Origin of the sequence: Paenibacillus radicibacter, from assembly GCF_024721995.1 — a bacterium.
GTDB classification, from domain to species: Bacteria; Bacillota; Bacilli; order Paenibacillales; family NBRC-103111; genus Paenibacillus_AM; species Paenibacillus_AM radicibacter.
The window spans coordinates 194284-215142 of record NZ_JANQBC010000001.1 but is presented as its reverse complement, the minus strand read 5'-3'; the positions used below and the strand labels follow the sequence as shown (position 1 = coordinate 215142).

The 20859-nt window shown below is 42.3% G+C and carries 24 protein-coding genes and 1 pseudogene; 16 read left to right on the top strand and 9 right to left on the bottom strand.

All coding sequences use genetic code 11. The features are described 5' to 3' along the window. The first annotated feature begins 61 nt into the window (after positions 1-61). Positions 62-4738 carry an immune inhibitor A domain-containing protein gene (locus NV379_RS01005; protein ID WP_258205396.1) on the top strand — a complete coding sequence of 1559 codons (4677 nt, stop codon included), beginning with the start codon at positions 62-64 and terminating at the stop codon, positions 4736-4738. A 91-nt stretch (positions 4739-4829) separates the two neighbouring features. On the opposite strand, the gene NV379_RS01000 is transcribed toward NV379_RS01005, so the two are convergent. The 3 genes from NV379_RS01000 to NV379_RS00995 form a co-directional block, all read right to left on the bottom strand. Continuing rightward, positions 4830-5657, bottom strand: coding sequence for a nucleotidyltransferase domain-containing protein (locus tag NV379_RS01000; RefSeq protein ID WP_258205395.1), 828 nt, complete (start codon positions 5655-5657; stop codon positions 4830-4832). A gap of 105 nt (positions 5658-5762) precedes the next feature. Further along, the gene (locus NV379_RS26145) at positions 5763-5936 is read right to left on the bottom strand and encodes a helix-turn-helix domain-containing protein (RefSeq protein WP_373426062.1); all 174 of its coding nucleotides are present in this window, start codon (positions 5934-5936) and stop codon (positions 5763-5765) included. Continuing rightward, complete coding sequence (locus tag NV379_RS00995) at positions 5896-6153, bottom strand: hypothetical protein (protein WP_258205394.1); 258 nt, start codon at positions 6151-6153, stop codon at positions 5896-5898. Before NV379_RS00995 ends, NV379_RS26145 begins: the two co-directional genes overlap by 41 nt. A 127-nt stretch (positions 6154-6280) precedes the next feature. Between NV379_RS00995 and NV379_RS00990 the strand changes: the two genes are divergently transcribed. The 5 genes and pseudogenes from NV379_RS00990 to NV379_RS00970 all read left to right on the top strand — a co-directional run bounded on the left by NV379_RS00990 (position 6281) and on the right by NV379_RS00970 (position 9551). After that, positions 6281-7012 (top strand): MBL fold metallo-hydrolase, encoded by a 732-nt coding sequence (locus tag NV379_RS00990; RefSeq protein ID WP_258205393.1) that lies wholly within the window; start codon positions 6281-6283, stop codon positions 7010-7012. Positions 7013-7015: 3 nt separating this feature from the next. Continuing rightward, entirely contained in the window at positions 7016-7591 is a 576-nt protein-coding gene (locus tag NV379_RS00985) for a TetR/AcrR family transcriptional regulator (RefSeq protein ID WP_258205392.1), read from the top strand. A gap of 87 nt (positions 7592-7678) precedes the next feature. Continuing rightward, positions 7679-8218: a GNAT family N-acetyltransferase gene (locus tag NV379_RS00980; RefSeq protein WP_373426075.1), complete on the top strand. Its 540-nt coding sequence runs from the start codon at positions 7679-7681 to the stop codon at positions 8216-8218. Positions 8219-8237: 19 nt separating this feature from the next. Further along, positions 8238-8678, top strand: a pseudogene (locus NV379_RS00975) (GNAT family N-acetyltransferase); the annotation flags it as partial. Positions 8679-8681: 3 nt separating this feature from the next. Further along, entirely contained in the window at positions 8682-9551 is an 870-nt protein-coding gene (locus tag NV379_RS00970; RefSeq protein ID WP_308860241.1) for a DUF2785 domain-containing protein, read from the top strand. Positions 9552-9772: 221 nt separating this feature from the next. Here the strand turns inward: NV379_RS00970 and NV379_RS00965 are convergent, their stop codons facing one another. After that, a complete protein-coding gene (locus NV379_RS00965) occupies positions 9773-10828 on the bottom strand; it encodes a tetratricopeptide repeat-containing glycosyltransferase family 2 protein (RefSeq protein ID WP_258205390.1) in 1056 nt (351 codons plus the stop codon). 212 nt (positions 10829-11040) lie between these two features. Here NV379_RS00965 and NV379_RS00960 point away from each other — a divergent pair, with 212 nt between their 5' ends. From NV379_RS00960 to NV379_RS00950, 3 genes are all read left to right on the top strand, one after another. Next, positions 11041-11514 carry a hypothetical protein gene (locus tag NV379_RS00960; RefSeq protein ID WP_258205389.1) on the top strand — a complete coding sequence of 158 codons (474 nt, stop codon included), beginning with the start codon at positions 11041-11043 and terminating at the stop codon, positions 11512-11514. Positions 11515-11541: 27 nt separating this feature from the next. After that, positions 11542-11997, top strand: coding sequence for a Dps family protein (locus tag NV379_RS00955; protein ID WP_258205388.1), 456 nt, complete (start codon positions 11542-11544; stop codon positions 11995-11997). 199 nt (positions 11998-12196) lie between these two features. After that, on the top strand, positions 12197-14077 hold the full coding sequence (locus NV379_RS00950) for a DUF2334 domain-containing protein (RefSeq protein WP_258205387.1): 1881 nt from the start codon (positions 12197-12199) through the stop codon (positions 14075-14077). A 66-nt stretch (positions 14078-14143) separates the two neighbouring features. Here the strand turns inward: NV379_RS00950 and NV379_RS00945 are convergent, their stop codons facing one another. After that, a complete protein-coding gene (locus NV379_RS00945; RefSeq protein WP_258205386.1) occupies positions 14144-15982 on the bottom strand; it encodes an ABC transporter substrate-binding protein in 1839 nt (612 codons plus the stop codon). A 145-nt stretch (positions 15983-16127) separates the two neighbouring features. Here NV379_RS00945 and NV379_RS00940 point away from each other — a divergent pair, with 145 nt between their 5' ends. Then, complete coding sequence (locus tag NV379_RS00940; protein ID WP_258205385.1) at positions 16128-16265, top strand: hypothetical protein; 138 nt, start codon at positions 16128-16130, stop codon at positions 16263-16265. Here NV379_RS00940 and brfA read toward each other — a convergent pair. The 3 genes from brfA to NV379_RS00925 form a co-directional block, all read right to left on the bottom strand. Further along, positions 16258-16470: a ribosome rescue factor BrfA gene (brfA, locus tag NV379_RS00935; RefSeq protein WP_258205384.1), complete on the bottom strand. Its 213-nt coding sequence runs from the start codon at positions 16468-16470 to the stop codon at positions 16258-16260. The genes NV379_RS00940 and brfA overlap by 8 nt on opposite strands. A gap of 92 nt (positions 16471-16562) precedes the next feature. After that, positions 16563-16886, bottom strand: coding sequence for a thioredoxin (trxA, locus tag NV379_RS00930; RefSeq protein ID WP_258205383.1), 324 nt, complete (start codon positions 16884-16886; stop codon positions 16563-16565). 11 nt (positions 16887-16897) lie between these two features. Next, the gene (locus NV379_RS00925; RefSeq protein ID WP_258205382.1) at positions 16898-17278 is read right to left on the bottom strand and encodes a MerR family DNA-binding transcriptional regulator; all 381 of its coding nucleotides are present in this window, start codon (positions 17276-17278) and stop codon (positions 16898-16900) included. A 173-nt stretch (positions 17279-17451) separates the two neighbouring features. Between NV379_RS00925 and msrB the strand changes: the two genes are divergently transcribed. After that, positions 17452-18426 (top strand): peptide-methionine (R)-S-oxide reductase MsrB, encoded by a 975-nt coding sequence (gene msrB / locus NV379_RS00920; protein WP_258205381.1) that lies wholly within the window; start codon positions 17452-17454, stop codon positions 18424-18426. 99 nt (positions 18427-18525) lie between these two features. Here msrB and NV379_RS00915 read toward each other — a convergent pair whose 3' ends face one another. Next, positions 18526-18981 (bottom strand): Hsp20/alpha crystallin family protein, encoded by a 456-nt coding sequence (locus NV379_RS00915; protein WP_258205380.1) that lies wholly within the window; start codon positions 18979-18981, stop codon positions 18526-18528. Positions 18982-19107: 126 nt separating this feature from the next. Here NV379_RS00915 and NV379_RS00910 point away from each other — a divergent pair, with 126 nt between their 5' ends. The 5 genes from NV379_RS00910 to NV379_RS00890 are packed head-to-tail and all read left to right on the top strand — an operon-like array spanning position 19108 to position 20859. Continuing rightward, positions 19108-19338, top strand: a complete 231-nt coding sequence (locus NV379_RS00910) for a spore germination protein (RefSeq protein WP_258205379.1) — start codon at positions 19108-19110, stop codon at positions 19336-19338. A 4-nt stretch (positions 19339-19342) separates the two neighbouring features. Next, complete coding sequence (locus NV379_RS00905; RefSeq protein ID WP_258205378.1) at positions 19343-19570, top strand: spore germination protein GerPB; 228 nt, start codon at positions 19343-19345, stop codon at positions 19568-19570. Positions 19571-19619: 49 nt separating this feature from the next. After that, positions 19620-20228: a spore germination protein GerPC gene (gerPC, locus tag NV379_RS00900; protein WP_258205377.1), complete on the top strand. Its 609-nt coding sequence runs from the start codon at positions 19620-19622 to the stop codon at positions 20226-20228. Between the two features lie 4 nt (positions 20229-20232). Next, positions 20233-20412, top strand: coding sequence for a spore germination protein GerPD (locus NV379_RS00895; RefSeq protein WP_258205376.1), 180 nt, complete (start codon positions 20233-20235; stop codon positions 20410-20412). 9 nt (positions 20413-20421) lie between these two features. Next, entirely contained in the window at positions 20422-20859 is a 438-nt protein-coding gene (locus NV379_RS00890; RefSeq protein WP_258205375.1) for a spore germination protein GerPE, read from the top strand.

Genomic DNA, 20859 nt, shown 5'->3' with positions numbered 1-20859 from the left:
CAAGAGCAGGTTTCGGCGATTGTCTTCGAATGTAAGTCATTCATTTTCAATGGGAGGCGCTATGAAAAAGAAATTGGTCAGTACACTATTAAGTACAGCTCTAGTCTTCGGTTCGATGTCTACCGCATTTGCAGATACGAAACCGCTACCACTTGATGGAAATCGACATGTTAAGGTGAAGCCATTAGTTATTCTAATCGACTTCGATGATTACAAGCATACAGAATTTAAGGAGCGGGAGTTGGCTTATCCCACTAAACCGTTCTTTACATTAGACAGCTATGATCCTTCTTGGTATCAGAACTTGATGTTCGGTACAGCACCATATACGTTAATGGGTAAGCAATACGACACCATGCGGCAATATTACATGGAACAATCACGGGGTCTTTATGATATTGAAGGTGGTGTACATGGTTGGTATCGTGCACCGAAGTCTATTATGTCTTATGGCGGCTTGCAGGATCATGCAGCTGAGCTTGTTATTGAAGGTATAAAGAAAGCAATGGAGGATCCAAGCTTCAATATTGCTGACTATGATGTTGAGGATAAGAATGATTACGATAAAGATGGCGATTACTTTGAACCGGATGGTGTGGTCGATACGGTCATACTCGTTCATTCGGGTCGTGGTGATGAATGGGGATCAGGGTCAGTCGGTTCAGGGAACGGAATATGGCCTTTTAGAGGAAGAATCTCATGGTACCAGACTGACTATACGAGGTATGTACCTTTTGAAGTGAAAGATAAGAACAATAAGACTTATAAGGTTGAAGATTTCGTAACCGTTGCGCAAGATTCACTTCCAATGCTGATCAATCATGAATTTGGTCATACACTTGGTTTGCCAGATATTTATGGTTCAGGTGGGGAACCCGCTCGTAACTGGTCGATTATGTCCAGCAGCTACCTAGGTAGCATTGATGGTACGAATTCACCACAATTTGGTGCGATCGGTAGAGAAATTTTACAAGAGAAGCATGGTGGGGATTGGGCAAGAGCGAAGACGATTAACTACGATCAGATCGGTTCGTCAGGTGTGGATGTAACAATTGGGTCGCTAACTTCGAATCCTGAGACAGACACTGTACGCATCAATTTACCGAAGAAGGTTGAATTTACGAAGCCTTACAGTGGAGATCAGATGTATTACAGTCAACGTGGAGATAATCTTCGTAATTTCATGACTACAAATATCGATTTGGTGCCTTATGCAAATACTTCTGTATTGCTTAATTTCAAAACGATGTATGACATCGATGAAGAATATGATTATGCTTCGGTCTTAGTACGAGACAAGGCACTTGGTCCTGATGCCAAATGGGAACCGCTTAAAGGTAATATTACGACGTCCGAAAATCCGAATCAGGAGCCGGGTGAAGAACTTCGGAATCCAGGTCATGGTATAACAGGAAGTTCCCGCAATCCAGATACTAATGAGCTTGAGTGGATTGACGCATACTTCGATATGAGTGCCTATGCGGGTAAGAATATTGATCTTAAGTTCAACTTCTACTCGGACACGAATACACCTGTTGAAGGCATATTTATCGACGATATTCTCATTACAAGTAAGCCGAATACACCAAACAATTTGCAAGATGTACAAACCAAGACGATGAAGAAAGCTAAAACGGTGAAACGCTCGCTAAAATCGAATCGTAAGGTGGAGCCAAGACTTGAAATCGGAGATCCAGGTATTGGCGATGGTAAGCAGGATGATGAGGTCGAGCCAACTCCAACACCTGTCGTATTACCGACACCAACACCTCAAGAAAGTAACGAACCGACTACAACTCCGAGTCCATCGGCAACTCCATCTACGAGTCCTGATCCAACTTCAACTCCTACATCAAGCGAAACACCAGCACCAAGCGTAACACCTACAACAGCGCCATCACCTGAAGCATCAAGCACTCCTGCTCCTTCATCCACACCACCAGTTAACATTGAAGAGAGCTGGATTCCAGTTGTACCTGAACTTAAATATACACCCCCAATTCCAGCTCTAGCGAAAAATAAGGATGGACAGGAACTGGCTGCTCAAGAAGAGATACTTGAAATTGACTTTGCAGAGTTTATTCAAAAGGGTCCTAAATTTGACCAAATTGAGTTAAAAGTAGAAGATGGTACAGTCATTCCTGCAAAATACACAATTGTGAATGATAAGGGCATTAGAATAAAGCCAGCTCAACCGTTAACTGCTAATACGAACTATGTTGTTACGCTTCCAGTTGGATCTATTCAAAATGATAAAGGGCTGGATCTGAAAGAAGATCTCGTATTGAAATTCACAACAACAGTAGTGGATCCAACTGCTGAAAAAATCGTATTCTTCGATGATGCAGATGGGGCTACAGAACCTTTTACCTATAATAAATTCGCACGTTATGATGGCCGAAAACTTTCCAATCACTATTATTTGCTGGAATGGAGAAATCATGACGGTACGGATCGTTCCCTAAGTGCTTATAACTTACATCGCACGATTGCGAAGGGAGCTTATGATCCAGGGCTTGTAATCTGGTATATTAACGAATCTATGGGAACGAGAGAACGGTTCGATCAAGATGTGAACTCGCATCCAGGTCGCTTAACTGCAGGAGTTATTGATGCCGATCAGACTCCATTCGTAAGACAGACGAAGAATGGCGATGTCGCTTATACAGGTTATATGCTTCGTGATTCAGCATTTAGTTTACGCAAGGGTACTGAATTGCTCATTAATTTCAGCAACGGGGATACAGGTTACGATAACAGTCTAGATCCGCATCCAGTATTTAATGATAACAAAGACTACACGAACCAATCTGACCCAAGACAAGGAATCATCCTTGATCAATATGGACTCAATATTTACGTTACTAATGAAGCTGAGGGTCGGAAGTCAGCGACCGTTCATATTGGGAATGCAAATCTTGCTTCAACGTACAAACAAAGTGGAGAGATCCCGAAATTATCTATTGACGTAGAGACTGGAGAATTGCTTCTTGATCCGCAAGGAAAACCAGGATATAACGCATTAATCGGATTCAAGAACACAACAACAAATAAAGAGTTAGCGCTTACAATGAAATACAGCGATGGTAAGTATCGTGTAGCAATCGATCCGAATCTGTTTACAGAACCCAATTGGAAAATTAGTTATATTTTCATTGATAGCGGCGAACGTAATACCTCTGTATTAGGGCAGAAAGTGTATTACAGCGATATGGGTGATCGCCTTCAGAACTCAATGACATCACAAGTGGATTTAGCGAATAAGTCGAGAGCTCAGCTATCTTTCCAGACGATTTATAATTTGGAAAAAGGTTTGGACTATGCAGTGGTTCAAGCTAAAGAATCAAGTGCTAGTGAGTGGGTAACTGTGAAAGGCAATTTAACGGATCTTAATAATCCTAATAAGGAGCAAGGACTCACTGGAAGTTCAGGAAAGAATGGTTGGGTGAATGCAACCTATGATCTAACTGCTTTTGCTGGCAAAAAGATCGATCTTCGTATCGTCTACAAGACGAACGAGTCGTTCCAAGATCTAGGGATGTATGTTGGTGCTTTGAAAATAACCGCAGATGGCAATACACTCTTATCTGAGCAAAGACGAGATCTTTCGAATTTTACTCTGGTAGGTTTCAAAGAAACGGATCAACTTCCGAACTATGATGCAATTAAAACTTATTATAACCCGCAATTACACCCATTAATGGGAAATCCACTTCCGCCTAAACCAGGTGGCGGTACAGATACGGGCACCAATCCAGGAACAAACCCAGGTACAAATCCGGGTACAAGTCCAGGAGATTTCAATTTTGGCGGTACATCATACACAACACCAACTTCAACAGTTCCACAACTGGATGTAAATGGAAAGTTGTCTCTGACGGCAGCACAGCTCAAAACCATTACTGACAAGAAAGAGCCGTTAGTCTTGAAAAATGGAGGCTTGAAGCTTACATTTGCAGCAGATGCGTTTGCAACGGATCAGATTAAACAAGCAATGTCGAAGGCTGGAACGTCCCTTGTATTCAATGCAAAAGTGCTTAGCAGTAAGGAAAAGCAAGAGTTGCTTCAAAAGGCAGGTACGAACAATAACTCAGCACTTGTTGATATTGGGGGATCACTAGTTGAAATTACGGTTCAGCTGGTGCAAGCAGACGGTATGAAGGTGTCGATTACATCATTCCAAGAGCCTGTAACAGTTACGCTCGATTTATCTGGTCTGAAGCTTTCAAGTTCCGATATTGCACAATTAACTGCAGTTCGTTATGTGACGGATGCGTCAGGCAATATCAAGCCGGTGAAATTAGGTGGGCAATATGATGTACTTAGCAAATCGTTTACCTTCTATACGGATCATTTCAGCACGTACGGTATTGCAAAGGCAGATAAGTTGACCCAATTAGGCTTGAAATTGAACGACCTTACAACAACACTGAACGGAACGAAGCAGACGAATGATGTTGCGCCAACGCAGGAGAATGAGCGTGTCATGGTTCCTGCTAGATACATTGCAGAGAGCTTAGGCGCAAAAGTATTATGGGACGAAGAGAAGCAAGAAGTGACATTTGAACTGTACGGTAAAGTACTCAAGATGACAGTAGGTCAGCCTATTGAAGGCTTCGATACACCTCCAGTCGTGAAGAATGATCGTATTCTTGTTCCGATTCGTTACATTTCTGAGCAGTTGGGTGCATTTGTTCTATGGTTCCCATCTACGCAGTCCGTTCAAATTGTGAAGTAAGAGTATTAACGTAACACAATAGTTTCATAGAAAAAGGTGTGCGCCTCTTGTCATGAGAAGCAGCACACCTTTTACTAAGTCATTTGAAAATTTATGTATGTAAGTACCATTCTTTAATCCAAGGGTGATCTCCAAACTTCTCCAACAGATAGCTGCCGCATTGCTCAACCAACTTCTTAGCCTGCCCATAACAAGGGTAGTCTTCCAGTTCTAAATTAGGTAATAACGTCTCCGCTGTAGGAAGACATTTCAAGTAAGTAATCATATCTTGCTCTATCATCGAGCCGAGTGTGGTTTGATTCAAGTAGTGAGACAGCCACTTATCATGGGGATAATTCTTAAGATCGACAAGATAGCATAGTTGGCATAACTTACGAATAATAGTCGTAGCATGTAAACTAGCAGATATAACATCGCCTCGCTTAAGGGGGTGACGCATCCAATCGAGCGCTAACTGAGTATCCAAATAAGTCGTTCTAATATCATCTATAAAAGTGTGAGACGCTTGATGGGTTAGTTGTGTGAGTGTTGACTTGTATCGTTGAAGCGGGTCATGAATCGCAATCGCATGACCATATTCCCACATTTGGGGGCGATTGTTCTTAGCATGATATTGATTCAGCATATCGAAAGATTCAAAGTGGTAATGACCAGCCCATTCATTAATCGGTAAGAATACACCATCCTCACGATCCACAAGCCCTGCTTCTTTATAAGCCTTAATGATGGTCTGCCGAACATTTTCATCACAGAAGAATACAAAATCAATATCCGAGTATTGATCACTATTACCACGAGAAACACTGCCCTTAAGCACTAAGCTTAATTGATTCCAATAATGGGAAAGAATCGTGTGTTTGGAGAGTTGATCTGCATACAAGTAAGCTTCTTCTAACAATTGCTTGCTTTTTACATTCATTCGTAACAACCCCTTGAGTCAAGTTCACATAAAGTATTAACCTATGGTCAGGGTCATTGTAACACAGATTCAGACCATTTTTCTCCATAGAAATTGATTTTATTACTAAAACTCAGAAGGATAGATCCCCGTCGTTTTCTTGAATATTTTATAAAAATAATCTGTGTTTACATAACCTACTTGAATAGCAACTTCCTTGGCACTCAGCTGAGATCCTCTAAGCAGCTCTTTGGCTTTCTCAATGCGGTATTCGTTTAGATAAGACGTGGTTATGCACATAGATTTGCACATCATCGATCAGGGAATCTTTATCAGTCGTCTGGACATCGAACATCTTCGTTGTTAACGTTAAGAATGCTTGTTTCATGAATGTATTTAGGTTATGAATCAGTTTCTGAGCTAGTGCGGTTCTTGAAGGTTCAACTTCACTGCTAGATAGCAGGATAACGATATTGCCATCTGGATCGAATAAGCAGCTTTCCCTCAGTTGAGGCACGGGCTGCTTTTTTTATTGCAAAAATAAATATTTTAATAATTTTCTAAAAATAGTCTTGCGAAAACTAATGGTATTAGTTATTATAAAACTAACGACATTAGTTTTTGGAAATAAAGGAGATGTTTTTATGAAAATCACCCGTCAACATAATGTTTATCAATTGAGTTTTATGCCAAGATTTTTCCCAGTTAATTGTTATTTGATTGAAGAAGAGAATGAACTTACATTGATCGATGCTGCACTTCCGTATAGTGTGAAAGGGATCTTGCAAGCTGCTGCTAAGATTGGTAAGCCCATAACGAAGATCGTATTAACCCATGCGCATGGTGACCACATCGGTGCACTAGAAGCTCTCAAACAACAGCTTCCAGATGTGAAAATTTACATCTCAGCACGTGACGCACGATTGTTGGCAGGAGATACGTCATTAGACTCGAATGAACCGCAAACGCCAATTAAAGGTAGTGTACCGAAGAAATCGATGCCAAAGCCTGATATTCTATTGCAAGACGGAGATCGAATTAGTTCACTCCTTGCGATTGCAACACCTGGACATACACCAGGATCGATGTCATTCTTAGATACACGCAGTCAAGTGATGATTGCAGGAGATGCTTTTCAATTACGCGGGGGCATTGCAGTGTCGGGGCAGCTAAGACCTTGGTTTCCTTTCCCAGCGATGGCAACATGGAATAAAGAAGTTTCGCTTGCAAGTGCCCTCAAGATTAGGGACTTCAAGCCTTCGGTACTTGCCGTTGGTCATGGCGAGATGTTAATGAATCCAGCAGTGAAGATCGATGAAGCGATTGCTACTGCTCAGCACTATTTTCATAATAACAAGATTCAAAGGAGCGTATAACACATGTCACCACGTATTGGGCTTGACTTACCTACGATTCTCGAAGCAGCGACTGAAATTGCAGATACACAAGGATTTGATCAAGTGACTCTCGCCGCTATTGCGCAGAAATTCAACATTCGACCGCCATCTTTATACAATCATGTTAATGGTTTGCAGGGGATTCGCCAGTTGCTAAAGTTGCATGGACTCACTATTCTGCATTCGAATCTATCACAAGCGGTTCAAGGTAAGAACGGTGATGAAGCTGTTCACGCTCTAAGTGATGTGTATATGGCGTTTGCTCGCATGCATCCAGGATTATATGAAGCGACGATTCCTGCGCCGGAAGTAGAAGATCAGGAAGCGGTAATGCTTGGGGAGCAGATTGTTCGAATATTTATCGAAGTGCTGCAAACGTACGGCTTGGATCAAGAGATGTCCATTCATGCGACGCGTGGGCTGCGTAGTATCTGTCATGGGTTTGCGTCCTTAGAACAGCAAGGTGGGTTCGGAATCCCGCTTGATCTGGATCTGAGTCAAAAATTAGTGCTCAACTCCTTTCTCGCAGGTCTTCAGCAAATGAAAAATTTGCTATAATAGGAGAATGCTTGATAGAGAGAGGGGTTAGATACAGTGCGAGACTATCGAACAGTGTTGAGGGCAGATCGTGTGATTGTACGTAGTATGACGGAGGAAGACCTTCAGACACTACATCAACTCATATACGGTGAGAAAGAGCCAGAGTGGAAGAAGTGGGATGCTCCGTATTTTCCATATACGCAAGTGAAGTACGAAGACTTTGCTAAACGTGAACTCAAGCGATTAACAGATGAGGAAGGTACGCAAGAATCACGGCTACTGATCGAATTGAACGGCGAAATTGTTGGAATAGTGAGTTACTATTGGGAGCATGAGCCATCCAAATGGTTGGAAGTCGGAATTGTGATCTACAATCCGCAGTATTGGAGCGGGGGATATGGCACTGACGCATTACGTGTGTGGATTACCCATCTGTTTAACAAACTGCCATTAGCTCGCGTAGGTCTTACAACTTGGTCAGGGAATACACGGATGATGCGTGCGGCTGAGAAGCTTGGTATGCAAGTAGAAGGAAGAATGCGTAAGTGCCGGATTTATCAAGGGGAGTATTACGATTCCATTCGTATGGGTGTACTCAGAGAAGAGTGGTTCGGTGAGCAGGTTGTGGGAACGTCCATTTCATAAGTAAGGGGAGGGAAGTATGATGACTATTCAATTAAAAGAAGTAGACCGCAGCAATCAAGAAGAAGCGATGCAAATTCGTCCACATGAGGATCAACTTGCTTTTACTCCTACTGTGGCAGTGTCACTAAGTAAAATTGCGTTAAAACCAGATGGTGATGAGATCACCTATGTTCCTTTTGCCATATATAGTGGGGAGACGATGGTTGGGTTTATGATGCATGCGTTTGATGATCGATCCGACCACCAGTATTGGATTAACGGATTTGTGATTGATGCGAAATATCAGGAACATGGTTATGGTAAGGCTGCAATGCTTGCGATGATTAATCACATTAAAGAACGAAATAGGCATTGCAAGGAAATTAAACTGACTGTACATAAGAACAACAAAGTAGCGAAAAAATTATACGAAAAATTAGGCTTTTGCGAAAATGGTATTGTCTTCGATGATGAAGAGCTAGTCATGTCAAAGGTCCTTACAGATGCAGATCGAACAGCGGATGAGCTGGAAGCAGCTAAACTCAAGAAGATATTAACTAAAGTGAGAGAGAACAACTATGAAGTGCCAAGTGAGCACAATCCATGGGAACTTACGAAGCTGATGATGAAATATATTGGCGTGCAAGATGGAGAGCTAAGAGATCGTCTAATATATTCAAATATGTATCGTTGGATTAAAGCGGATGTGTTTACTTCTGAACAATTACGTGGATTACTTCGTACGAGTCTGGATCAAGATCATCTCTTCTATGGATTAGGGGAGAAGGGAACGAATTCGGTCTTCACTCGTGCATTTGCTGTTCTGATTATTCCTCTAGTTGTCGGTAAGCACTTGGCAAACCCTTTCCTAGAGCAAGAAGAAATCTCGCATGCGGTTAATCGTGTTCTTGATTATATGGATCAAGAGAAAGACATTCGTGGTTATGTGTACAAAAAAGGCTGGGCACATGCGATTGCGCATGGTGCGGATGCCATCGATGAGCTCGCTCTAGTTCCAACTGTAACGAAGGATGAATTAAACCGAATGCTAACTACTATCCAGTTGAAATTCCTAAATACACATGAGGTGTTCCTGGACGAAGAAGAAGAACGAATGACGACAGCAATTGTAAGCATTATGGATCGTCATGTATTTAGTAGGGATGAACTGACAGAGTGGATCGAAGGATTTGCAAACCATGTGACAAGAGAGACATGCCAATTCCTACCGGAGCATCTTCTCAATATTAAGCTGCTCCTTCAAGCGCTCATTAACCGCTTAATGTCATCTGGATCGGAGTATCAAAGTTTGATTCCGGTGATCCAGACGACGAAGAAGAAGCTGTATGCATAACTAATTTACAAAGGCACGCGTTCTTTAATCTCTGCTTGTGGGAGTAGGTCCAGTCGCTCCAGTTGCACTTGTTGCTCCTATAAGTCTTCTTAGCCCCCGTTTGCAGCATCTTTTCTTTGGAAGGAAGCCAGGAGGGCGTCTTATTCAATGGATACTTCCAAATAAGGCGCTAACACACATAAATCCGCTTTTACACATTATTTGTTACTTTATTAAAAGAATTACTTCATGAGCAGCTGCTTCAACATCTCTGTATTCGTTCTGATTTGTTCATCATCAGGGCGATATTCGAGTGCCTTCAAGTTATGATCATACGATGCTTCATAATCACCAATTTTGAAATAACACAATCCTAACTGCATTTGGGGAAGCCAGGTACGACTCGGAAAATTGACGATCTCCCAGCTATTTGATGGGAGGGGAGAGTTCGCGGCAACAGTGTACCAATAGATGGCTTGGTTAAAGCGTTCACTCTGTAAATAATGATAGCCTAGTCGGCAGCAAAATTCAGGCCTTGGCACATCGTATGCGAATGACTTAAACACATAAGCAATCTCTTGCTCATAATCGTCCAACTTCTGATAACAGTCCGCAAGCAAGCCGCACGCATGAATTCTATTCTCATCTGAAATATCTGGATGCTTTAAGAATTGTAAGTATAGTGGGATTGCTCGATCTAACATGTCACGATGGTGCAGTTCTCTGGCATAGTGGGATAAATCCCGAGAACTAAGTACTTTACCGTTCTTGATATGTTCCTCATAGATGTTCAAGTTTCGATCTGTGGGTGTACCGTGCGTTTTGGTATGCGTAATCGCAATGTCGCTATTCATACACACACCTTGAATGACGAGATCCTCATGGACAAACCCTTCCCATTGAAACCCCTTCGAGCGCTTCGCAAGTCGATACCGTCTAACATTCAGTGCGACAATACCATGATCATCGAATGCACAGTGATAGTCCATCGAGACGACATCAACCTCAGGATCTAAGCTTTCTTTTAATAGAAGAAACTTCGTCCGATCTTCTTCTAACAGCACATCATCAGCATCCAAGTATAAAACGTAGTCTTTCGTGGCAAAAGAAGAGGAGTAATTCCGTGCCGCTGCAAAATTATTGATCCATTCGAAGTCGTGAATGTGCTCTGTATACTCGCGTACGATTTCCTTCGTTCGATCCTTTGATCCTGTATCCACAATAATGATTTCATCTACGAGATCTTGAACCGAGCTTAAGCAGTTGCCGATGGCATGTTCTTCGTTCTTCACGATCATACATAAGCTTACCGTAATGATTGGAATCACCCTTTATCTCTAGACTTTGTATAATCATACGCACAACACATGAAGTTGCCACTTAGGCGATATGAATCGTTTGGTATAAAAAACTTCATCAAACCTTCATGATTCGATTCCTTCTCTATGTTATTATAAGTGCATGGATTTAGATTAAGTCTAAATTTAATCACAGAGAGAGGGTGTTACCCTTGTACAAATTAGACTTTGATCAATTGGATGAGCGGTTTGGAATCCGTGTGTATGATCATGAACAAGCTATATTCACAATGCCAGCTGCGCATTTACTTCAAGCGCATAAACTTCGTCAAATGTTCCAAGCCTATATGAGTGTAAATTCATCGGTAGATCAGCTCGCTGCGGCAAGGGAACTATCATCTCTAATGGAGCGGGTTGCTCAGGCGATGCAGGTGCTGGTCGTGGAGTACAATACACATCTAGATTTATCCCTTATGAATCTGAATGTACAAGTCGTACAAGAAGAGAAGGGCATTACTTATAAATTTGTTGTAACAAAATGGTTGGAGCAAACAGGACCGCTTGAACACAGACGTAAAGTAGCATGGAGTGCAGGTGTGTGGGATGCATTTTATCAAAACATTTACAATCCGGTGCAGAAGATGTTGAACAAAGGTCCACATTTACAAGTTATTGTATCCGCATAAAATTAATCGAAAAGAGGATGATGTCAAATGACAACAACATTAACAACAACTAAAACTTTGGAACAAGTACTTAACACGCAAATTGCGAACTGGCAAGTTCTTTACACGAAACTTCATAACTATCACTGGTATGTAAAAGGAAACCAATTCTTCACACTTCATGAGAAGTTCGAAGAACTTTACAACGAAGCAGGCACACACGTGGATGAATTGGCAGAACGTTTACTTGCAATTGGTGGCCGACCAGCGGCTACACTTGCTGAATATTTGAAACTTAGCACGATCCAAGAAGCGGGTTATGAATTGAATGCGAATCAGATGGTAGCAAGTGTCGTACAGGACTTTAAGACTATTATTGGAGAGCTTTCAGAAGGAATGGAGATTGCGCAGGAAGCAGGAGATGATGGAACATCCGATATGCTGTTAGAAATTAAAGGCGGTTTGGATAAGCATGTGTGGATGCTAAATGCGTTTTTAGGTTAAATAGAGTCATTTCCAATTAAATCCTCTCATGAATCTTATATTCGATCCGAAAATTTCGTGATATATTGTTAACAGCGAAGGCAGGTCGCAATACTAACGATTCATGAGAGGTGCTTACATAATGATACGGCACAAATTTCGTTTTTTGATTTATCTGATGATTTGCATGATGGTTCTTTTTTCAATTGACATTTTTCGAATGGTTTCCGTATCAGGTGAGCCGAGTGATCCGAAAGTCATGCTTTTGCGTCTTGAAGATATAGGTCCAGGTGGTCAATTCGATAGTCTAGAGAGTTTAGGAAAGTTACGAGCTGTGCTTGATTATTTGAATGAACAGCAAGTGAAAGTACACTTAGCCGTCATCCCAAGGTGGCTAGATATCAAGGAAGACAATCGTGTTTATGAGAAATCGTTAGATCAAGCGAATGATCCTTATATTCAAGCTTTCAATCAAATATTGCGGCATGCTGAGCAAACAGGCAATGTCATTGGAATGCATGGATATACACATCAAGTCGGTGATAAGCGTCGATCAGATGGGCATCACGAGTCAGGAATTGGCAATGAACTTGCTGTAAATGATGTACCGGTGACATGGACAGCAGCCTATGCGAAAGAGCGGATTGATGCAGGACTTCAAATCTTCAAAGCGGCAGGATTCGTCCCCAAATTCTGGGAAGCGCCGCATTATCATTTTGCAGCTGAACAAGATAAAGTGTTTCGCTCCTATTTCGGTTTACTTTATGAGAATGAATTGGAGAAGCCGAATCAACTTTTTGTCAACATGAAGAATGATCGTCCTAGTGGTTTTGGTACAAGTTCACTAGGCGCAGCATATATTCCTACACCTTATTCGTACGTTCCTTATAATCAGGATGAGAAGATCATTCTGAATCAAGTTGGGCAGAAGAAATTGGCATCTTTTTTCTATCATCCATTCTTAGAGTTTAAGTTCTTACAAGCAGTTAAAGATCATGACGGAGTACCTATGATTCGAGATGGGGTTCCTGTCTATCAATATACGGGTCATGACAAAAGTAAATTGCAGCGCATCGTGAAAGCGATGAAGGAGAAGGGATACACGTTCTCCACTATCCATGATGTAACACCATTTACTCCTGCGAATTCGATTTCCCTTGGCTTTGATAAAGGCGCGGGTAAAGTACGAACAGGTGATGTGACGGCAAGCGGCCAAAGTTCAGTTGTGCGCTGGATGGATACGGGAGATGTCGTTGTTCAACGCGGGGAGTTCCGAGGTATGCGAAACGCCGATCCAGCCCCTGTACAGACTTGGCTTAAACTTCCTCGTAACAAAGGGGATCAGTTTACACTCTTTGACGACAATGATGATGGGAAGAAAGACTTATGGGTGCTTCGTGCAAGTGGTAAAGTAGAAGTGTATCATTCGAATGGGGAGCAATTCGTCTTCTACCGTTCATGGAATATGAAAGTGAAAGAAGAGTGGAGCGATCTGCAAGCATTTCGACCTGCGAAGGGGGAATGTGTAATTGCCGGAGTTTCCAAAGATATGACCAAGTTGTATGGCTTTGAGTTAACCGGTAATGAGTTGAAGCTTATTCCACCGCTAAAAGCGAAATCTACGCCGTTTCGGCGATTAAGTGTCACGCAAGAAACGCCAAACTCACCAGAGACCTTATTCGTTCCGAAGAAAAACTCCGATTCGGGTGTACGTCTTGAATATGTGAGCAAAGAGAGTAAGTGGAAGTTCAAGCGAATCAGCATTGGGGTTCCAGTGGATTCTGGAGAAATTCGTCTAGGTGACTTTAACGGTGACGGTCGTGAAGATGCACTGTTATGGGACGATGCGCGAATGCAGTTTACCGTATATCTGCGAGATAAGGCGGATAATTATCAGCGGTTGGCTCAAATGGGTTCATGGGGAATGCCAGGAGGAAAGTTAATACTCGATGACTTTGATGGAAATGGGAAAATGGACATCGGTCTCATTGAGAATGAAGCGATTCGCTCGGATCAATCAAAATCCAATAATGCAGGGCAGTGGGTGTTGGATGTTGCTTTATCCCATCAAACAGGCGAAGCTGTCTTGAAGAATGATTAATAGGTTTAGAATAGGGGAAAAGGGGAAGCCACTTAAGTGATGGCTTCCCCTTTTTATATGATCTCTTTAATTGACAGCCCGATACACTTCACCCGATCGAAGCGTAGGTTGGAACCACAGTTGCTTAAAGTCGATCCACCCGAGTGAATTCAAGGTAATGCCTCGAATCGACGATTTGAAGACAGTCTGCTGCGTGCGGTGATGCAGGAATAGGGTCTGATAACTATGTTTAATGATAGCTTCTAATTCTTGAATGCGCTTGATATGTCCGTCGTGGAGAGGCTCTTCCAGCATCTCAGACACTTGTCTGCTAATTTGGGCACGTGTTGCATCCGTCAGATGAACGTAATTAACAGAGTAAGGAGATAGATACGTATCAAGCAGCGCTATATCGACGTCATCGTACGAAGTAACGCCAATTAATACACAATCAGCTTGGAGTAGTTGTTCAGGAAGTGACATCTCGGCTCCAGTGAGTACGGTTAACTCTAGAGGGATGCCATATTCTGCACATTGTTGCTGTACCCAACGCCCAGCAGGTTCATGCCACGGGGTCACATACATCGTAAATGGCTCACTTGCATAGTCGATACTCTTCAGAAGCTGTAATGCATGTTCAGGCTGATAATCATCTTCCGGTGGTTGGCAAGTCGTCTCCGCAGCAACAAATCCACTAGCAGGGATTGCGAGCGATCTATATACATGCTCTGCCATCGCTTTGCGATTGATGATGTGATGAACAGCTCGACGAAACTTTGAATTCAAGTGCGGACCTTGTTTGTTCATATTATAGGAAATGATCGTGCAGCCGGTTTCCATCTTCGTCTCCGCTTTCCATTGTGAAGTTGGAAGCGCAATTGGATTATGATGGCTGACTAAGACATGCATCTCTTTACGTTGTTCAATCGGATATAACGACTTCTCAGGCAAGTACCAGATGTCAATCTGGTCAAGCTGTGCCCGTCCGTTGAAATAATCGGCAAACGCTTCCAATTTACAGTTATACGTGTCAAAATGATTCACTCGATATGGACCTGTTCCGATCGGTACTCGTATCGATACATCAAGGTCGCCATTATATAAATCCTCACACACAATTGATGTTGCGAGTGCTGCCATATATCGATGAAACATCTGATTCGTCTGATTGAGCTGGATTTGGATGACATAAGGTCCAAGAATTCGTATTTCATGAATTTGATCACCGATCCAGCCATTTGGCGTTGATGTAGTTCGATACTTTAAGCGAGACAAAGTAAACGCAACATCCCGTGCCTGTAATTCACTTCCGTGGTGGAATCGAATCCCTTTACGCAAATAGAAGGTCCAAACACTCGAATCCGCATTTGCTTCCCAGTGCAGTGCCACATGGGGGATGACTTTACGCTGCTCAGCATCATAACAGACAAGCGTATCGAAGATTTGATGCACCATGTGATGATCAATTGTATATAGCACATCTATTGGGTCAAGTGTTGTTAAGTTTCGGAAAATTGGAAAGCGCAATACATCAAGCTTCTTCTCATTCTCAAGTACTTCCTTAAATCCAAAGCTATCTGCAATCCATTCGGAAAAATAGGTTTTAACAGATTCACTGATTTCTGGCAATCGCATGAGCTCCATTACCTCTTTTAAGTTACCACGTGCAAGATAAGGTTCCATCTCACGAACGATCAGTTCATCGACCGGGATGAGTAAGCGAATCTTGGAATGGTTCCCGCGACCACGGCCAGATGTCCATTTAATCCAACCTTCGCCCTCCATTTTTTTAATAATAAGTCTAATGTTTCGAAGAGAAGAGATTAGTAGATCAGATAACTCTTCTAATGTGATGGGAATATCTGTGTTTTCTCCTTGCTGCCCAAGCCTGGCTGCGATCTGCTGATAATAAATTAATAACTGCACAGTAAAATTCACCACCTTGAAAAGATGAAGCATTCTTTCAAAGTATACCATTTTTAACCTGTTAAGAGCATGGTAAATTTGAATCAGGAAAGAAAATAAAACGATACGGAGTGTGAGGGAAATGATGTTCTGCGATTTGTATGTAATGGAAAAAATGATGGCGAGTCACCAAGCTGAGATGGAAAAAGAAGATCGTCAAGGATTGTGGAGAAACCTGTTCAAGAACACAGTGAAAATGGAATCCAATCAAGATGCAAGTAAAACAAAAAATGTTGCTAGCTAATATAAAAAGCTCGATCCACTCCGTACTCCCCGGATAGATCGAGCTTTTTATATTTGTGCTGTCTCATAAGTTCTGACTTGCTCTTGGTTTTTCTAGTTGTCATATCGATTGCTATTGCTTGCCCTCGGCGCCCAAAGGCACTTAAATCGTAGCCTTTATGGCGGGCTTCTTTATCTCTTGCTTTGCGTGCTGCGCTTTTAGCCATGTGTGAAAACCTCCATGAAATTCATTTGTACTTCCTCTTTATTGTAAATGAGTAGGAGTTCCAAGTAAATACACACATGGCTTTGCTGCAACTTAAGCTCTGCGATATTGGGTAATGAGGGATTGATACACACTTTTCGGTCTTAATCCAACGAGTTTCTCCATTGGTACACCATCTTGGAATACGACAACCGTTGGCATGGACATAACTCCGAATGCACTTGCTAAATCCGGTTCATTATCACAGTCCACTTTAAGAATCGAGACATCTTTGCGATTTTCTTGACTTAAATCTTCAAGAATAGGGAGTAGAACTTTACATGGGGGACACCATGCTGCACTAAAGTCAACAAGGGTTACACCAGTCTTGCGAATCGATTCTTTGAAATTTGCATTGGTTACGGGACGAACGTTCATGAGAATTCCTCCTAAAGTAGTTTTTGGTTTGAAGCAAGATGCTCTTGTTCGTTATGAATGGACAGGATGCGTTCTTCCAAGTTCGATTTAATGTGCTCCAAATTCTGAATTTGCAGATTAATTTCAGTGAGTTTCTGCTCATATAAGGGAAGTACTTCTTGGCAGAAAGCTTCTTTGTTTTTCATCACACAGTGCAGGAAGTAAGCAATTTGCTCGGTTGAAAGACCTAGAGTTAAGTAGAGCTGAATCGTGCGAATTTGCTCTTCTGCAAAAGTTGAGAACTCCCTATACCCATTCTCTTGTCGGAGCGGGGAGAGTAGTCCCTGCTGCTCGTAATAACGAATGGAACGTATGCTAACACCAGTACGTTGCGCGAGTTCTCCAATTTTCAAGGTAGAAGAACCTCCTCTCTAGAATTAAATCGATGTGTCTTCATAGTTTTATTATAAAGGATGACATTAGTGTGAGGGTCAAGCGAAATTTTAAAAAATCGTGTGTTTTGGTAATTTGGACGTTGCTCTGTTATATTAGTAATTAAAAAACAGATGAGCGAGGGTATGTGTAAATGAGTGCGAATAATCAGATTGAACAGGGTTACGAGCAGGCTTGCTTCGCAGGCGGCTGCTTCTGGTGCATGGTTACACCTTTTGAAGAGTTACCTGGAATTATTAAAGTGGAGTCAGGCTACATTGGCGGTCATACACAAAGCCCAACTTACGAAGAAGTGTGCACCCATACAACTGGCCATACAGAAGCTGTACGAATTACATACGACCCTTCCGTATTCCCATATGAGAAGTTGTTATCGATATTCTGGCAGCAAATTGATCCTACCGATGCAGGTGGACAGTTCTTCGATCGTGGTTCCTCGTATCGAACGGCTATTTTCTACTATTCTGAGAAGCAGCGTGTACTCGCAGAAGCATCAAAGCAAGAGCTGGAGAGTAGCGGAAGGTTCAAATCGCCAATTGTAACGCCAATTGAGCCGGCGACTACCTTCTACTCTGCAGAAGAGTACCATCAAGACTATCACCACAAGAATCCAATGCGTTATAAAATGTATCGGAAAGGCTCAGGACGTGACGCGTTTATCGCTCAGCACTGGAATACCGAGGCAGATAAAGAGCTTCGCCGCGCAAAGCTAACACCTATGCAATATGAAGTCACTCAGAACAATGGGACAGAACCGCCATTTCGTAATGAGTTTTGGGATCATAAAGAAGAAGGTATCTATGTTGACATTGTGTCAGGAGAGCCGCTATTTAGTTCATTAGATAAATTCGATTCCGGTTGTGGTTGGCCAAGCTTTACGAAGCCTTTACAATCAGGGACTGTGAATGAGAAAGACGATCACAGCCACTTCATGGTGCGTACAGAAGTACGAAGCCGTGAGGCAGATTCGCATTTGGGTCATGTGTTCGAAGATGGTCCCATTGATCAGGGCGGCTTACGCTATTGCATCAATTCAGCAGCACTTCGGTTCATTCCCAAATCGGATCTAGAGAAAGAAGGATATGCTAGATTTATAGGTTTGTTCTAATAGTATTCGTACTAGAAGCAGTTTGACACCATTTCATAAAAAATAAGCTGACGCTGTGAGGTGTCAGCTTTTTTGTTGGCTAAAAGTCTTGTAAATGGGTTACAAGTAGCGAATAGGGACTTCGACAAAGTGTCCTTTGGACAGTTTAGGCATCTTAATCTGGAGGACATCTTGCTTAAATGTGGCCGTGCTGCGGGAAGGAACGACGGGAATGCTGAGCGGAATTCGCTGTTCACGATCGCGATTAGAGCCAATCCCTTCGATCTTAATTTGTGAGCTGTTGATGGATATGACTAAACTCGAAGGACGAATACCTTTCGGCAGCTTCAACTTGGCTATTACCGAATGATGCATCTCGAACAATTCATATGGCAGTTGATGATTGCTCACCTGCATCGGATTGTTTGAAGCTTGGGTTAGCACATCCTTCACATATTGCTCGACGAAGGAAGGGTCTAAATTGGACTGATCGCCAAGCTTATCAAACGGAAATTTGGTATTAAAAAAGGGGTCATTGGAAAACCAATTCGTAATTTTCTTATTGGGATGACTCATTATGCTATCCCTCCTGTACTCGTTCATTCATTATATGGGCATTCGGGTGTGAAGTGACATCAAGGCGAATAACTACATACAATGAGGAAGATAGAGCACATATTGCGCTTGATGGGAGGAGGACCGATGCCTTCAATTGTAGGAAACATTAAAATCATCAGTGTCGGACCGAGTTCAAATGTTCAAATTGGTGACACGGCGTCCGTTATACTCAGCAGTTCATCCAAAACGTATGCAGGTGCAAACTCTTTCACAACAGGTGACACGTTCGGCACGGTGATTACGAACAATCAGGCTAGCAGCACGAATACGAATGATCCAGATATCATTGATACTCCGAATATAAGGGTCGTGTAAAGGCATGAATTTAACCGTTCATCAAAGTATTACGATACATCAACTTCGCGTCGATGCCGTGACCAATTCATCTGTGCTTCAGATCGGTGCATCGGGCATGATTAAGGCGATGTCGAATCTATACAATACAGGTGGGTTTACAGGTCCAGCTAAGGAGTTTGAACAAGAAGAAGCGGCTGCAGAGAGCGCCCCGCTTGTTCCTCTACCACCAGTGAGGCAGAGCCAGGTGTAACGTATGGCAGACTTACCCCATGCATAGTAATGATAGGGGGTGGGATGCGATGCAATCATTATGGGATCAACAAGTCATCAATATCTTGAATTGGCAGGTCGAGAAGCTGGTCGAGATGGATAATCGGCTCAAACAGCTTCAAGAGGATATAGAAGAACTTAAAGGGCGCAGTGAAACGAAGATTGATCGGATTGAATATAAATTTGATCAACTTAAAATAGAGAAGCTTGATGGAACATTAAATATCGGATTAACTCCAAACATCGGAAAGACAATTGAAGATTTTACAGTCAATGGACAGTCGGTTGAACAGGTGGATCAGGATCAGCAAGATAAGCGAAATCCGAGTCAGTCCGGGTTGTTTACTCAAATTCAGCATGAGGTCTCACAATTCTTGGCGGATGAGGTGCCACAGGAATTAGAGCAGCTCAAGCAGAGCTACCAGATTGTCTTAGGGCAGCAGTATACCGAGGTCATGATTGAAGATATTCGCAAACAGATCGATGAGCGTATACGCTTTTATATAGGTCCTGAGCACCAAGAACGAAGCAATGAGGAGATTTACAATTTGCAATTATCGATCGTACAGCAAGTCAAGCAAGACATTCGAGTTGCCATTCGGCAGCATATCGAACAAATAAATCCAAAAGAGGCGTGATCATATGAAAATGACTGTGGTTAATAAAGAGGTTTGTGTGGGTAATATTCGAATTGTGGGGGTGGCCAGTTCATCGGTGTTCTTGATCGGGGATACGAAGGTAATTAATTGTACATCTGCATTTGATACCCCACCTGAGTCAGTGATTCAAGGCCCACTCGTTCCGTTAGCTCCTGTACGTTAGGTGCGTTTGATGTGGCGAACTTCTCGTGTCATTAACATCTTAATTGACGGTGTTTCGGAAGCATCTACTTTTATTTGTGGAGATTCAGGTCGTATCAAGTCGCGGTCAAGAGCGCTAGCACTTCAGCGCGAAGTGTCGATCTTCTATGAAGATGAAGGTGATTTTGCGGATTACCCTGTATTCTCACGTGAAATTCCAAGCTTTGATCCGTGTGAGAATGAGGTCTCGATGGAAATCCATAATCCCTGCCATTTTATCAAAGTGAATTGCGTGAAAGTATTAGCAGTATCCGCTGCCAGTACATTTCAAGTGGGATCTAATCTTGAGTTGGATTTAGTGTGCAAAAGAAAACATATTCGCAATTTCGTCACAGATATACCAGCGGATTTGAAAAAGAAAAAACAGACGAAGGTCATTCAAAATAAAGAAAGAAGTCCTTACGAGTGA

Coding starts and splice junctions, on each gene's coding strand:
- NV379_RS01005 (WP_258205396.1), top strand. CDS start 62: ATGAAAAAGAAATTGGTCAGTACACTATTAAGTACAGCTCTAGTCTTC.
- NV379_RS01000 (WP_258205395.1), bottom strand. CDS start 5,657: ATGAATGTAAAAAGCAAGCAATTGTTAGAAGAAGCTTACTTGTATGCA.
- NV379_RS26145 (WP_373426062.1), bottom strand. CDS start 5,936: ATGTGCATAACCACGTCTTATCTAAACGAATACCGCATTGAGAAAGCC.
- NV379_RS00990 (WP_258205393.1), top strand. CDS start 6,281: ATGAAAATCACCCGTCAACATAATGTTTATCAATTGAGTTTTATGCCA.
- NV379_RS00985 (WP_258205392.1), top strand. CDS start 7,016: ATGTCACCACGTATTGGGCTTGACTTACCTACGATTCTCGAAGCAGCG.
- NV379_RS00980 (WP_373426075.1), top strand. CDS start 7,679: ATGACGGAGGAAGACCTTCAGACACTACATCAACTCATATACGGTGAG.
- NV379_RS00970 (WP_308860241.1), top strand. CDS start 8,682: ATGTCAAAGGTCCTTACAGATGCAGATCGAACAGCGGATGAGCTGGAA.
- NV379_RS00965 (WP_258205390.1), bottom strand. CDS start 10,828: ATGATCGTGAAGAACGAAGAACATGCCATCGGCAACTGCTTAAGCTCG.
- NV379_RS00955 (WP_258205388.1), top strand. CDS start 11,542: ATGACAACAACATTAACAACAACTAAAACTTTGGAACAAGTACTTAAC.
- NV379_RS00950 (WP_258205387.1), top strand. CDS start 12,197: ATGGTTTCCGTATCAGGTGAGCCGAGTGATCCGAAAGTCATGCTTTTG.
- NV379_RS00940 (WP_258205385.1), top strand. CDS start 16,128: ATGGAAAAAATGATGGCGAGTCACCAAGCTGAGATGGAAAAAGAAGAT.
- brfA (WP_258205384.1), bottom strand. CDS start 16,470: ATGGCTAAAAGCGCAGCACGCAAAGCAAGAGATAAAGAAGCCCGCCAT.
- trxA (WP_258205383.1), bottom strand. CDS start 16,886: ATGAACGTTCGTCCCGTAACCAATGCAAATTTCAAAGAATCGATTCGC.
- msrB (WP_258205381.1), top strand. CDS start 17,452: ATGAGTGCGAATAATCAGATTGAACAGGGTTACGAGCAGGCTTGCTTC.
- NV379_RS00915 (WP_258205380.1), bottom strand. CDS start 18,981: ATGAGTCATCCCAATAAGAAAATTACGAATTGGTTTTCCAATGACCCC.
- NV379_RS00910 (WP_258205379.1), top strand. CDS start 19,108: ATGCCTTCAATTGTAGGAAACATTAAAATCATCAGTGTCGGACCGAGT.
- NV379_RS00905 (WP_258205378.1), top strand. CDS start 19,343: ATGAATTTAACCGTTCATCAAAGTATTACGATACATCAACTTCGCGTC.
- gerPC (WP_258205377.1), top strand. CDS start 19,620: ATGCAATCATTATGGGATCAACAAGTCATCAATATCTTGAATTGGCAG.
- NV379_RS00895 (WP_258205376.1), top strand. CDS start 20,233: ATGAAAATGACTGTGGTTAATAAAGAGGTTTGTGTGGGTAATATTCGA.
- NV379_RS00890 (WP_258205375.1), top strand. CDS start 20,422: ATGTGGCGAACTTCTCGTGTCATTAACATCTTAATTGACGGTGTTTCG.